This is a genomic window from Serinicoccus marinus DSM 15273 (assembly GCF_008386315.1).
Lineage (GTDB): Bacteria > Actinomycetota > Actinomycetes > Actinomycetales > Dermatophilaceae > Ornithinicoccus > Ornithinicoccus marinus.
Genome location: NZ_CP043808.1, coordinates 1,341,778 through 1,356,236, shown reverse-complemented (window position 1 = coordinate 1,356,236; position 14,459 = coordinate 1,341,778). Strand labels below are relative to the sequence as shown.

At 72.2% G+C, this 14,459-nt stretch carries 7 protein-coding genes; 5 read left to right on the top strand and 2 right to left on the bottom strand.

From position 1 onward, the window contains the following. The first annotated feature begins 211 nt into the window (after positions 1-211). The 5 genes from FU792_RS06245 to FU792_RS06230 all read left to right on the top strand — a co-directional run bounded on the left by FU792_RS06245 (position 212) and on the right by FU792_RS06230 (position 10,864). Entirely contained in the window at positions 212-1,219 is a 1,008-nt protein-coding gene (locus tag FU792_RS06245; protein WP_022924583.1) for a hypothetical protein, read from the top strand. Then, positions 1,216-4,305: an ATP-binding protein gene (locus FU792_RS06240; RefSeq protein WP_022924584.1), complete on the top strand. Its 3,090-nt coding sequence runs from the start codon at positions 1,216-1,218 to the stop codon at positions 4,303-4,305. Before FU792_RS06245 ends, FU792_RS06240 begins: the two co-directional genes overlap by 4 nt. A 69-nt stretch (positions 4,306-4,374) precedes the next feature. Further along, the gene (locus tag FU792_RS19165; RefSeq protein WP_420876866.1) at positions 4,375-7,050 is read left to right on the top strand and encodes a PD-(D/E)XK nuclease family protein; all 2,676 of its coding nucleotides are present in this window, start codon (positions 4,375-4,377) and stop codon (positions 7,048-7,050) included. Continuing rightward, the gene (locus tag FU792_RS16720; protein WP_420876865.1) at positions 7,047-7,511 is read left to right on the top strand and encodes a PD-(D/E)XK nuclease family protein; all 465 of its coding nucleotides are present in this window, start codon (positions 7,047-7,049) and stop codon (positions 7,509-7,511) included. Before FU792_RS19165 ends, FU792_RS16720 begins: the two co-directional genes overlap by 4 nt. After that, complete coding sequence (locus tag FU792_RS06230; RefSeq protein WP_022924586.1) at positions 7,508-10,864, top strand: UvrD-helicase domain-containing protein; 3,357 nt, start codon at positions 7,508-7,510, stop codon at positions 10,862-10,864. Before FU792_RS16720 ends, FU792_RS06230 begins: the two co-directional genes overlap by 4 nt. On the opposite strand, the gene FU792_RS06225 is transcribed toward FU792_RS06230, so the two are convergent. Beyond that, positions 10,827-12,056 (bottom strand): McrC family protein, encoded by a 1,230-nt coding sequence (locus tag FU792_RS06225; RefSeq protein ID WP_149814627.1) that lies wholly within the window; start codon positions 12,054-12,056, stop codon positions 10,827-10,829. The genes FU792_RS06230 and FU792_RS06225 overlap by 38 nt on opposite strands. Then, a complete protein-coding gene (locus FU792_RS06220; RefSeq protein ID WP_022924588.1) occupies positions 12,043-14,448 on the bottom strand; it encodes an McrB family protein in 2,406 nt (801 codons plus the stop codon). The genes FU792_RS06225 and FU792_RS06220 overlap by 14 nt, the downstream gene beginning before the upstream one ends. Positions 14,449-14,459: the final 11 nt, after the last annotated feature.

The following is a 14,459-nucleotide window of genomic DNA, read 5'->3' as shown; positions in this document are numbered from 1 at the left end:
GGGTGAGGAAGGCGCTGCCCCGCTCCCCCGTCACACGCTCGTAGGAGACCAGGGCCGACTCCCCGGCGTGCCGCACCGCCACCACGCGGACGGTCTCGCCGTCGACGACCCCGGCCACGAGCGCCCCTGGCACGAGTCCTTGCTGGTCAGCCACGTCTCATCCTGTACGGTCCGGTACGACAGGGCGACCCTATCCGGACAGGGGGACTCCATGACCGTGCGCCTGCTCGCCGTCTCCGGGCTGAACCTCGACCGGGCGTGGCCCGAGGAGGCTCCCGACGTGGGGAAGGCCCTCCGCGACGCGAGCGCCGGTCTGCTGCTCGAACTCGTCCAACGCACCCTCGACCTGCAGGTCGACGCGCTCGCCGTGCTGGGCGGTCTCTGGGACCCGGGCACCGTGCGGAGCTCCACCGTCGACGACGTGCGCGCGGTGCTCGAGGCGGTGCCGGTCCCCGTCGTCGTGCTCCCGGACGCCAGCGAGGCCGAGACGGGCTTCCGTCCGCACACCCTCACCACCTGGCCCGGGACCGTGCACTGGGTCGGCGGGGGCGCGACCGTGGAGGTCGAGGTCGGCACCGGCCGCGTCGTGACCCAAGGACCCCTGGGGTATGCCGTGCCGCCCCTTGACGACGTCCTCGCCCTGCTCACCACCCGGGCCGACGGAGCATCGGCCTCCTGCCCCACGGTCCGTCCCTCGGCCGGCCGCTCCGACGAGCCCCACCCCGGCGAACAGCCCGACCGTCCCGCAGGGGTCGTGGAGGTGCCGCCCCTCGTGGCGGGCTCCGGCACCGGCCGGCCCGTCGCCTGCGTCGTCACCCTCGACGCCGGTGCGGACCCCCACGTGGAGCAGGTCGAGCTCTCCCCCGACCTGGGCACCGTCCGCACCCTGGACCTCGGCGAGCACGCCGACGTCACGTCACTGACCTCTGCCCTCGACGACCGGGTCGCCGCCTGCGCCCCGCTCGACCGCGTCGTGGTCACGGGCCGCGTGGGCCCCCGTGTGCTCGTCCCCCCGGCCCTGAGCTGGGAGCCGTCCCGCACGGACGTCACCATCGTCTGGCGCGACCTGGAGCACGTCTTCCCCGAGGTACCGACCGAGCGCACCGTCCGGGCCGAGCTCATCCGGCGCCTCGCCGGGCCCGGGCCCGACCTGGCCCGCCGTCACCAGGCGCTGGCGCTGGGTCTTGCCTCCCTGGACTCCGAGGAGGCGACGGCATGAGGTTCGACAGCATCACCGCCGACGCCTTCGGCCCGTTCAAGGGGGCGGAGCTCGAGGTGGGCCCGGGGCTGACCGTCGTGCACGGGCTCAACGAGAGCGGCAAGTCCTCCTGGGCGGCCGCGCTCTACGCCAGCCTGGCCGGACGGCGCCGGTCCCGGGGCCGCGGCACGAAAGAGGACACCGAGTTTCGTCGCCGTCACAAGCCGTGGAGCGGCACGCGCTGGCAGGTGACGGCGAAGATCACCACCGACGACGGGGCACGCCTGGCCGTGGCCCAGAACCTGCAGCAGGGCAGCACCCGTGTCATCGACCTGGAGACCTCCCGGACGCTCACGCCCCGTGAGCTGCAGGAGCGCTTCGACATCCCCCCGTCCACGGGCGACGACATCGACGTCGGCCAGCTCTTCGGCCTGTCCCGGGGCACGCTGCGCGCCACGACGTTCGTGCCCCAGGCGGAGGTCCTGCGCGTCCTCGAGCAGGCCGACGAGCTGCAGCAGTTCCTCCAGCGCGCCGCGTCCAGCCAGACGGTCGACGTCACCGCACACCAGGTGATCGAACGCCTCCGGGACGAGCTGTCCACGAGGGTCGGCAGTCCGAGCATCGGCCAACGCCCGCTGCGCGCGGCCACGTCCCAGCTTCAGGCCGCCTCGGAGGAGGCCTACCGGCTGCGGGCCGCCCGCGACGAGCTGCGGCGGGTGGCGGCCGAGGTGACCCGGCAACTTGAGGAGGAGACTCGCGAACGGGCCGAGCTGACCGCGTTGGAGACCCTCGAGGGCTGGGCCGAGCTGGAGGCCCTGGAGAACAGGGCGGCGCGCGTCGGCGCGTTCGAGAACGAGCTGGCCGAGCTGGGCACGGTGCCCGAGGCCGCGCCCGCGGAGCTGCGCGAGCGGGTGCACGCGGCGCGCACGGCATACCTGACCCTGGGCGAGCTGCCCCCGGCGCCCGAGGGGCCAGGCACGGTCGAGCTCGAGCAGCAGCTGGCCCAGCTGCCGCAGGCCCCCACGGGCGACGCCACGCCGGACCCGCAGGTGCGGCAGCTGTGGGAGAGCCTGCGGCAGGGGGTGTCCGCCCTGGACTCCCAGGCGGACGCCGGGACGGAGGGGGACGAGGCTGCGCTGCCCGACGCCGGCAGCGACGAGCTGCGGCGGTATGCCGACCGTCTGCGGCTCCCCCGCCCCGCGTGGGACCCGGCCGAGGACGAGCAGGAGGCGCGGCTGCGGGGCGAGCACGAGGAGGCCCGGAGCAGGTATGCCGCGGAGCTGGACACCTGGACCCAGGCCTCGGAGGACTACGAGCGGGCGGCGGCGGACTACCGGCAGGCCCGGGCGGACTACGAGGAGCAGCTGAGGGACTACCAGGCCCGGCTCGAGACGCGCCGGGAGGAGTCGACCGCCTGGGAGAGCGCGCAGCGGACCCGGGCCGAGCGGCGGGCCCAGGAACGGTCCGGCGCCGGCGGGGGCACCTGGCAGCTGGTCGTCGGAGCACTGCTGGCGCTGGTCGGCCTCGTCATGCTCGTCGTGGAGCCCGTCACGGGTGTCGTGCTGCTCGTGCTGGGCCTGGCCCTGGTCGCCTGGGGACTCGCAGCGCGTGGGAAGGGGCGCCGGTCCCCCACGACCGAGCAGCCGGAGCCCGAGACGCAGCGGCCGGCCCCGCCGACCCCGCCCGACCCGCCGAGCCCGCCGGAGATGAGCCACCCCGGCCCCCGTCCGGGGGAGCCGCTGCTGTCGCCGCGGGTGGAGGACATCGTGACCCGGCGGGCGCGCTGGACCGAGCAGGCCGCGGCCTTCGACACCGCTCGTGAGGAGCTCCTCGCCGAGCTGCGGACGCGCGGGCTGCCCGTCGACCCGGAGGAGCTGCAGAGCCTCGCCCGGGCGGTCGACGAGCGAGAAGGGGCACGACGGGCCGCCGGGGAGCGCCGTCGCGCGGCCGCGAAGCTCCGGCAGCGGGTGGAGGAGACGGCCGGGCGGCTGCTCGCCGCCCTGGGCGGGCGCGGTGAGGAGGTCTCCGGGCTGGCAGGACCCGAGGCCGCGGACCAGGCGTACCGACGGTACGAGCAGGGCTGCCAGGAGCGTGCCGCACTCGCCCGCGAGGCAGGACGTCGGGAGGACCTCGAGAGTGCCCTCGCCGCGCGACGGTCCGAGGAGGCGGCGCACCAGGCGGCGGTCGCCCGCCGCGAGACCACCCGATCCGCCCTCCTGACGCTGGCAAGGGACCTCCGGCAGGACCACGGGGACGACCCCGACGGGGCCGCCACCCTCCTGGGTGGCTGGCTGGAGCAGCAGCAGACCGCCGACCGGGGACGCGCGCGCCGGGACCGGCTGCAGTCCCTCCGGGACCAGCTGCTCGACGGGGTGACCCTGGACGAGCTGACCGCCCGGGCCGACGAACTGCGTGCCCGGCTGGGGCGACGGCCGGTACGCCCCGCCCCGCCCGACCTGGAGCAGGCGCTGGCGGAGGCCGGCCGACGGGTGGAGCACGCCGCGACCCGCCGGGCCAGCACCGAGGGCCGGCTGCGGACGCTCCGCAGCGAGGAGCAGGACCTGGCGTCCGCGCTCGAGGAGGAGGCGCGCCGGCGGCGCGAGCTCGCCTCGGTCGAGGAGCTGAAGGCCACCCTCGAGCTGGCCGTCGAGCACCTCGACGCCGCGCAGGGCGAGGCGCACCGCAGCCTGGCCCCGGTGTTGGAGTCCGCCATGCGGCCACGGATCCCTTCGGTCACCGGTGGTCGCTACCGCGACGTCCGCGTCGACCCCGAGGAGCTGACCGTCGAGCTGCAGGAACGGAGCGGTTCGTGGCGCAACGCCACCTACCTCTCGCAGGGCACGACCGAGCAGACCTACATGCTCCTGCGGCTGGCGCTCGTTGAGCACCTGGACACGCGCGAGACGATGCCGCTCGTCCTCGACGACGTCACCGTGCAGTGCGACCGCCACCGGACGGTGGCGCTGCTGGACCTGCTGGCCGACGTCGCACGCGAGCGGCAGGTCATCCTGTTCTCGCAGGAGTCCGGGGTGCTGGAGTGGGCCCAGGAGCGGCTCGACGAGGGGACAGGAGGCCGGCTGGTCGCCCTCAGCGCATCGACACCGTGACCCGCCAGCCCGTCGGCCCGCCCCTCGGCGGTCTGTGTACGGTGTCATCAGGACACTGAAGGAGGGCCGGTGCCGGTAGACGTGACGTGGACGTCCTACGGCCGACCTGCGCTGGACGCCCTCGCCCAGGTGGTGGCCCACCTCAAGCAGGACGACCCTCTCCATCCCGTCACCCTCGTCGTCCCGAGCAATATCGCCGGCATCGTCGCCCGCCGTCACCTCGCCCGCGGCTTCCATCCCGACCGGCCGGCCATCGCTGGCCTGTGGATCACCACCCTCCCCCGGCTGGCCGAGCAGCTCGCCGCACCACGGCTCACCGGCACCGGCCGCCGACCGGCCACCCGCGCGTTCGTCGGCGCCACGGTCCGTGGGGTGCTGCTGGACGACCCGGGCGTCTTCGGGGAGGTCGCCGACCACCCGTCGACGGCGCGCGCCCTCGCCCGCGCCCACCACGACCTGCGCGACGTGGACGACTCCGCGTGCGACCTGGTCTCCGGGACCAGCAGCCTGTGCGCCGAGGTCGTGCGCGTCCACCGCGCAGCGCGAGAGCGGATCGCCGACGGCCACTACGACGAGACCGACCTGCTCCACACGGCGGCGGCGACCCTCACGGCCGATCGTGCGGCCGAGCTCGGCAGCATCGTGATCTACCTGCCACAGGACCTCACCCACGCCGAGACCGCCCTGGCAGCGGCGCTCGCCGGGCTCACCGACACCCACGTCGTCGCCGGGCACACCGGCGACTCCCGCGCCGACGCCGCCGTGACCGAGTCGGTCGCAGCCATCGCGCCCGACGTCCCGCCCCCGCCGCCCCGCACCCCACCCACGGTGCAGCGCGTCCTGCACGCGTCCGACTCCGACGACGAGGTCCGCTGCGTCGTCCGGGACGTCGTGCAGACCCTGCGGACCACTCCCGCGCACCGCGTCGCGGTCCTGTATGCCGCTCGCGACCCCTACGCGCGCCTGCTCCACGAGCACCTGGCTGCCGCCGGGATCGACATCAACGGCCCCGGGGTGCGCCCCGTCGCTGAGCGAGCGGTGGCTCGGCTCGTCCTGGGCCTGCTGGAGACCGCACGCACCGGCTACCGCCGCGCCGACGTGCTCAGGGCCGTCGGCGAGCTCCCAGTCACGACCTTCGAGGACCCGGACCGTGCGACCACGACGCTTCCCCTCCCGCTATGGGAGCGCATCACCCGGGAGGCCGGCGTCGTCTCCGGTAACGACTGGCACGAGCGCCTGGACTTCCACCGTCACTCCCTCGAGCAGCAGCTCGAGGACGAGGACCTCTACGACAGCACCCGCGACCGGCTCACCCGGCACCGCGACGCCACCGCGTCCATGCAGCACTTCATGGCCACCCTGCGCCGGCGCCTTACCGACCTGGACCGGGCACCCACCTGGACCGCGGCCGCCGAGGTGCTGCACGGCATACTCGATGACCTCCTGCCGCCCTCCACCCACCGGCACCTGCCGCCCGCCGAGCAGCACGCCCTCGTGACGGTGCGCAGCGCACTCGGACAGCTGCGCGCGCTCGACAGCACGCCGACCAGCCCCTCCCTCGCCGGCGTGGAGGAGATCCTGGGCCTAGAGCTGGACGGCGCGCTCCCCCGCGTCGGCACCTTCGGCCAGGGCGTCCTCGTCGCCCCCGTCGAGCAGGTGGTCGGGCTCGACCTCGACGCCCTCTACGTCGTCGGCCTGGCCGAGGACCTGTGCCCCGGCACGCTGCGCGAGGACTCCCTCCTGCCCGAGCGCGCCCGGGAGGCCACCGGCTGGGCCCTCCGCAGCAGCCGACGCCGCGCCGAGCGGACGCACCGGAGCCTGCTCGCCGCGTTCGACTCCGCCCCGCACGTGACCGCCAGCTTCCCCCGCGGGGACCTGCGCCGGCACTCCCACCGGCTCCCCTCGCGCTGGCTGCTTCCCTCGCTGCGCGCACTCAGCGGCGACCCCGACCTCCCCGCCACCGAGTGGGAGCGCGGCGCCAGCAGCGCCCGCGACACGATCGAGGGCTCCCCCTCGTTCGCCGGCAGCCTGCGCACGACTCCCCACCCCGCCACCGAGCAGGAGTGGCGGGTCCGGGCGCACCTGGCAGGCGTCGCCCCGCACGACCCGGTCGTGGCCGCGACGCAAGAGCTGGTCCGTGCTCGTCGCGGGGAGACGTTCAGCCGCTTCGACGGCAACCTCACGGGCGTCGCCGGGCTCCCCGACCACGGGGCGGGCACGTCCGCCGTCTCCCCCACCGCCCTGGAGAGCTACGCCACCTGCCCGCACGCCTACTTCCTGCAGCGGCTGCTGCGGGTCGAGCCGGTGGAGGCCCCGGAGGAGATCATCACCATCAGCGCGGCCGACCTCGGCTCCCTCGTCCACGAGGCCATGGACGGCCTGGTCGCCGAGACCGCGGCGCAGGGGCAGCTGCCCAGTCACGGGCAGCCGTGGACCCCGGCCCAGCGGGCGCGGCTGCTCGAGCTCGGGGAGGAGCTCGGCGAGCGCTACGAGGCGGAGGGGCGCACCGGGCATCACCGCCTGTGGGCCCGGCAGCGCCAGTGGCTCCGCACCGTCCTCGACCGGATGCTGACCGAGGACGACGCCTGGCGCGCGGAGCACGACGCCGCGGTCGTCACCAGCGAGCTGAGGTTCGGCCTGCACGGCGCGGATCCCGTGCACGTCGCGCTGCCGGACGGCCGGGAGGTCCTGCTGCGCGGGTCCGCCGCAAGGTGGACCGGCGCCGTGACGGGAGTCTGCTCGTGACGGACATCAAGACCGGCCGCAAGATCTCGTTCAAGGACATCAGCGAAGACGACCCGGTGCTCGGGGGCAGCAAGCTGCAGCTCCCGGCCTACGCGCTCGCCGCCCGGGCGGCGCACGGGGACGCGCAGACCCCGGTCGAGGCGCTCTACTGGTTCGCCGGCAAGGACACCGGCCGGGTCCAGCTGCCGCTCACCGGGGCGGTCATGCAGCGGTATGCCGAGACGCTCGCCCTGCTCGTCGACGGCATCGCCCGGGGCGCCTTCCCCCAACGGGCGCCGAAGACGGCCGACTTCAGCTTCACGCAGTGCTCGGCGTGCAACCCGGACGGTCTCGGGCACGCCGACATCCGCGAGCGCTGGGAGCTGCTCCGCGCGACGCCCGAGCTGCAGGGCTACACCGGGCTGGTCGAGCCCGACGCCCTGGCCGCGCCGGCCGAGGGCGAGGAGGAGGACGGGGTATGACGCAGCTCACCGACGAGACGGCGCGCCGGCGCATCCGGGAGCGGACCGACGAGACCCTCTTCGTCGAGGCGGGCGCCGGGTCGGGCAAGACGCGCTCCCTCGTGGAGCGGGTGTCCACGCTCGTGCTGCGCGACGGCATACCGATCGAGGCGGTGGCGGCGGTGACCTTCACCGAGCGCGCCGCGGCCGAGTTGCGCGACCGGTTGCGTGCCTGGTTCGAGCACGTCGCACGCGCGGGCGACGGCGAGCAGCGCCCCCGGGCCGAGGCGGCGCTCGAGGGGCTCGACCTGGCCGCGATCGGCACCCTGCACTCCTTCGCGCAGCGGATCCTCTCCGAGCACCCGATCGAGGCCGGTGTGCCGCCGCTGGTCCAGGTGCTCGACGAGGTCGGCTCGTCCGTCGCGTTCGAGGCCCGCTGGGCGGAGCTGCGGGGGCTGCTGCTGGACGACGAGGAGCTCGCGCCGACGCTCGAGCTGGCCCTGGCGGCCGGGGTGAAGGTCGACCAGGTGCGCGCGATCGTGGCCAAGCTCAACGCGGACTGGGACCTCGTGGAGTCGCACGTCGTCGGGGCGCCAGCACCGGAGCCTGCGACCCTTCCACACGTCGACCACCTCGTGGAGCGCGCGGTGGAGCTCGCTGCGAACGCCGACACGTGCACCGACCCGAACGACAAGCTGCTCCCCGACCTCGCCGAGCTGGCCTCGTGGGCCCAGCGGCACCGCCAGATCGGAGCGGACCCGACGGAGGTGGTCGCCTCGCTGACCGCCGTCAAGGACCTCAAGTTCCGCTACGGGGCCAATAAGGGGTGGGCTGGCCGGCACAACCAGCTCAAGACCGACTGCCAGACCTGGCAGGGCGAGGTCGCCCAGGTGCTGGCCGAGCTGAAGGACCGCTGCCTGCGGGTCATCGTGCGCTGGTGCGGCGAGCGGGTGCTCGAGGCCGCCCATGCGCGCCGGCGGGAGGGTCGGCTGGAGTTCCACGACCTCCTCGTGCTCGCCCGCGACCTGCTCCTGCGCAACGCCGAGGTGCGGCAGACGCTGCAGCAGCGCTACCGGCGGCTGCTGCTCGACGAGTTCCAGGACACCGACCCGATCCAGGTCGAGATCGCGGTCCGCATCGCCGGCGGCGAGGCGGCCCACCAGCCCAACTGGCGCGACGTGGAGGTGCCGGCCGGCTCCCTCTTCGTCGTGGGCGACCCCAAGCAGTCGATCTACCGTTTCCGCCGGGCCGACATCCGCATGTACCTGCAGGCGCGCGACACGCTGGGCGACCAGGTGTCCCTCACCACCAACTTCCGCAGCGGCGCGCCCGTGCTGGAGTGGGTCAACGCCGTCTTCGCCCAGCTGATCACCGAGCAGCCCGACAGACAGCCGGCCTACGGGGCGCTGGCACCGCACCGGTCCGCCCCGACGGTGGGCCCGGCGGTGGCCGGCCTCGGCTCGCAGGAGCACACGGACAAGCCGTCCGCCGACGAGGTGCGCCGCCGCGAGGCGACCGACGTCGCGGCCGCGATCCGGCGCGCCCTCGACGAGGGGTGGACCACCGAGGCCGAGACGGACGAGCGGGACGAGCACGGCCGGCGCCGCCGCGTCTGGCGACCGCTGCGCGAGGACGACATCGCGATCCTCGTGCCGGCCCGGACGTCGGTGCCGTTCCTGGAGGAGGCGCTGGACGCGGCCGGCGTCGACTACCGCACCGAGTCGAGCTCGATCGTTTACCAGGCCCAAGAGGTGCGCGACCTCTTCGCCGCGCTGCGCAGCATCGCCGACACCTCCGACGGCTTCTCCCTCGTCACGGCCCTGCGCTCCAGCCTGTTCGGCTGCGGCGACGACGACCTGTTCACCTTCCACCAGGACGGTGGCGCCTTCCACCTGCTGGCGCCGGTGCCCGAGCACCTGAGCGACCACCCCGTGGGGCGGGCGACGGCATACCTGCGCAGCCTGCACGACGAGGCGCGCTGGCTCACCCCGAGCGAGGTGCTGACCCGGCTCGTTGTCGACCGCCGCATGCAGGAGGTGGCGGCGGACGGATCTCGCGCACGGGACACCTGGCGGCGCCTGCGGTATGTCGTGGACCAGGCCCGGGCGTGGTCGGAGACCGAGCACGGCGGCCTGCGCGCCTACCTGGCGTGGGCGCAGGTGCAGGCGTCGGAAACGTCCCGCGCCGGCGAGGCGGTGCTGCCGGAGTCGGACGTCGACTCCGTGCGGATCATGACCGTGCACGCGGCCAAGGGCCTACAGTTCCCCATGGTCGTGGTCTCCGGCCTGTCGTCGAAGCCGAACAACCGCCGCGGCGTCCAGCTGCTGTGGACCGACGACGGCTTCGCGATCTCGCTCGGTAAGGACATGACCACCGGTGACTTCGCCGACGCCCAGCCGGTGGACGAGCAGATGAGCGACCTGGAGAAGCGGCGCCTGCTCTACGTCGCGACGACGCGGGCGAAGGACCACCTGGTGGTGTCGATGCACCGGTCGGCGAACGGCCACAGTGGCAAGGACACCCTGGCGCACCTGCTCGCCGGTGCAGGAGCGGGAAGCGCCGCGGGCGCCGAGTCCCTGCAGCCGATCGCGGCTGCCGCAGCCGGCGCGACGACCCGTCCCCGCGAGACCGTCCCTCCGCCGCCGGAGTGGTCCCGGTGGCGGAGCGAGCTCGACGAGGCCGTCGCGTCCTCGCGCCGCCGCAGCGCGCAGAGCGCCTCCGGCCTGGAGGGGACGGACCCTGAGGTCGAGCTGAGCGGTGCCGTCGTCGGGGCCGGACCGGACGACGGGGTCAAGGGCACATCGGACGTGCCGCACGACGAGGCCGATCAGCTGACCCGGTCGAAGGCCAAGGGTGCGCGGGACGTGGAGCGACCGGCCTGGGTGAAGGGCCGCTACGGCTCGGCCATCGGTCGCGCGGTGCACGGTGTCATGCAGACCGTGGATCTGGCCACCGGAGCCGGCCTGGAGGGCGCGGTGGCCGCGCAGTGCTGGGCCGAGGGCGTCACCGACCACGCCGACGTGGTCCGTGACCTGGCTCGGTCGCTGCTCCAGTCCGACGTCGTCCGACGGGCAGCGGTGCGGGAGCACTGGCGGGAGTCCTACGTCGGCACGGTGCAGGAGGACGGCACGGTGCTGGAGGGCTTCGTCGACCTGCTCTACCGCGAGGACGACGGGCGGCTCATGGTGGTCGACTACAAGACGGACAACGTTCCCGCCGAGGCGTGGCCTGCCCGCGCATCGTTCTACGCGCCACAGCTGCGTGCCTATGCCAGCGTGGTCGAGGCCGCCGCCGGGACTCAGGTCGACACCGTCCTCGTGGGCAGCACAGCGACGGTCACGATGGGACGAGCACGTCGCATCGTTCAGCCCTGAGTCGGTTGCAGTGAGGCGTGCCGGTACGTCGGAGCGAACACAGATTCCCCGCGATACGTCGGAGCTGCTCCAGCAACTGTTGAGGGGGCTGCGCCAGGTCCAGGTGCCTGACGCGCACGACTTTGCCGACCTGGTGGATGACGTGATCACGGTCGTCGCCTCCCTCGCCGTAGAAGAGAGTCGCCTCGGGCAGTCGAGTCGCGACTGCATAGGCAAGCGCCTGGTAGATGTCTGAGGATCGTCCAGTTCCTGAGTCGTCCTTCTTGTACTTGGCGTCGCCCACGAACTTCCAGACGCCGTGCGGAGACCATCCCAGGTCAGGGTTGAGCCTGACTCGGTTCGCCTGGTCCAGGGTTAGCTGTCCACCTTTCCAGGAGTCGGGCATGTCGACCTCGGAGGCGCCCCATGCGTTCCGGAGTGCGGTCCGCACGAACTGCTCGAAGACGTCGTGCATCACCAGGGTGAAGCCCTGGACCGCGACGTCTCCGGCGACAAGATCGGCCATCTGGCCGCGGAGGATGACCCCCGCCAGCTCTACCGCTGGTCTGTAGTGCGCATTCCGGCGGGTCCAACGGACCCGGTCCGCAGCGTCTGCGGGCATGGGCAGCGTGCCCAGGTCGCGGAGGATGTTCCACAGCCGTGCCAGCTCGCTAGCCACCCTCGACGAGACGTGATGTCGCCGGAGCACCTGGCAGGCGGCTCTAAGTATGCGGTTCTCCGTGATGTCGTCGTCGTGGACATGGTGCCGTAGGGCGATGGGGACGGGACGGATGCGCCTGGCCTGCGTGGGCCAGGCGACCTTGCCACGCACAACCCTGTCGTCCACGTTGACGGTTCGGTAGTCCCGAAGGAGCCCCCGAGCCGTCAAGGGCGCGCAGGCCCGCACGAACAGGCCCGCCATGCCGTCCACGAGGGAGTCGACCGACCCGATCGTCGACATCTGGTTCTGCCAGTCGTACGGGTCGTGCGCGTAGGCCACCATGAACAGCACGCGGTCGATATCGATCTTGGGTCGGACGGTCACCCCCGTCTGGCCCACCGTGACCGACCCCACGACCCCGCCAGGTCGGACGATGAACTCGTCGGGGCCCGACCCCATCCGGATGGTCGCGTCGAAACGGTCCTCCAGCACACGACGCACGGAAGGCTCAACCTGCAACGAGGGCGACCAGGCCCACTCAGTCAGCAGCATCGTCGGTGACGGTCCCCTTGACCCGGTCCTTGAGGGTCGTGAAGTCCAGGCCCTCCAGCACTTCCGGCCGGTTGTAGAAGGTCTCGCGCAGGGTGGGCATCACGCTGTTCTCCCACGCCCGACGTGCCCGCACCTCGGTCGGTGGATCCCCCATGAAGAAGTTGGGGCCGATCGCCAGCTCGCGGTCACCGATGGCCCCGTTCACCTGCTCCAGCAGGTCCGCCAGCCAGGTGAGCTCCGGCGCCAGTCGCTGCAGGTGAGTGCGGAGGATGCCGTCTAACGGGACCTCGCCGGGTCTGAGGTCTCGCACGTAGAAGCGCCTGCGCATCGCGGAGTCCAGCATCGTGATGGACCGGTCAGCTGTGTTCATCGTGCCGATAATCAGCAGGTTCTTCGGCAGGCTAAAGGGGGCCGTGTCGTAGGTCATCGTGATTTCGGCGTCGCGGTACTCGAGCAGGTAGTAGAGTTCGCCGAACACGGCCGGCACGTTGGCGCGATTGATCTCGTCGATGATGAGGACGAAGATCTCGTCAGGGTTGCCCCTGGCCTGCTGAGCCATGCGGAGCAACGGACCGGCCACGAGCGAGAAGCGACCGGCCTGCAGGGGATCGGGTCGCAACCCGGCGACGAAGTCCTCGTAGGCGTAGGACGGGTGGAACTGGACAACGCCAATCCGTTCGGTCGCGCCGGTGATGAACTCGGCCAGTGCCCGCGCGATGTAGGTCTTGCCGGTCCCCGGCGGCCCTTGGAAGATGAGCTGACGCTTCTCGCGAAGCAGTGCCACCGTCTCCTCGAGCCAGGGATGATCGGCTTCTGCGAACGAGAGCTCCTCGGCGAGGTCCTCGAGAGTGCTCGCGGTACTTGTCGCTGGAGGAGGCGAATCACGCTGACCCTCCGACGATGAGGTTTCGACAGGCGCCGCGACGTCTTTCCCTGAGCGCCAGGCGTCGAATGCCTGATAGGTGTCGTTGTCCCAGCCTGGGATGTCGTCATACTCGGCCACGAGCCATGCCAGCGCTTGGGCCTCCAGTCTGTCGGCGATCGGGCGGCCCGCATCGCTCATCGCTCCCATGATCAGATCGAGCCTCTCCAGAAAGAGTCCGTAGTGCTCTCCCGCGGTTGCGCTCTCCTGGGCTCGATACCCCTTCGTCAGGCGGGCGGTGGTCTTAGCCGGGCGGTCGCGGTACGGAGGCCAGGTACGTGGATCCACGGCCATCAGAAAGACCGCGCCGAGACTGATCCGACCACCTAGACCGGACAGTTGCCCCGTCCGAGGCACCAACTCGAGGAAGCGATCCATCGCCTCCGCGCCCCGGTAGGTGCCAAAGGCCGCTAGTGCCTGCGCCGCGGCCTGGGGCTCGGCCTTGACCCACTTCCGGAAGTCGTCCACGACGTAGAAGTGCACGAGGTTGAAGTCACCGCCGGTCATCGCCTTGCGAAGCTCTTCGTTCAGCAGGTCCGGATCCTCCCTGGCGCGAAGTACGGCCCGGAGGTTGACTGCGATGGACTCCTTGAAGTCGATCTCCTCCTGAAACTGCTCCTCAGCAACGCGAAGGAGCCTCACGCCCCACTCCGCATAGCGGGTGACGGTGAGGTCGATGCCCTTCCACTTCTCGCGATAGGGCGTCCGGTACGGCAGCACGGCTCTGCGCTCTCCATACTCGGCATTGGGCTCAAGGCGGCTCAACACCTCGGCGACGTCACCGCCCAGGTCTGGCCAGGTGCTCACCACCGCCGCACGGTCGTCGCGGTTGAGCATCGGCGGGGTCAGATCCGGGAAGAGCAGGTGCTCGACGGCCCACATCTGCGACCACACGGTCTGCTGGTCGAGCTCATCGAAGATCCCCTGCAACCGGGCCCGGTCGGTCAGGGCCGCCCTTCGCTGGTCGATCGGAAGCGACTTCATCCTGACGAAGAAGTTGATGAGGAAGGCGAACATCTTCCATCGATAGTTGTTGAACGCCTGGCCCGGGTGAGCCGCTCCGCCACGCAAGGCCTCGGCGAGATCATCTGGCACGCCGGACGTCTGTCCCTCCCGGAAGTCGAGCACGGCCTGGATCGTCTGGAGCTTGGTCCTGCTCTTGACGGCGTCGGTCGAGACGATGAGGAAGTGCACGTAGAGCAGCTCGGCAGCCACTTGCACGGCATCGGTGCTGACGGTGGACAGCTGACTCCTGAGCTTCTCGACGAAGGTGCCTGGGCTGACGTCGAGGTTCTCCACGAAGTGCTCGACGAGTTCGCGACCTGCCGCCAGGCCGTCGAGCTGGTGGCCACCGAAGAGGCTCGCGTCAGCGAGCAGCGCCTCGTCACGCCATCGTTCGGCCGCCCGGTAGAGGGGCTGGGCTGAGGGCTGCGGGAGCCGAAGGGACGATCGCTGGGCACCGTTGTCCATGCCTGGGAGTC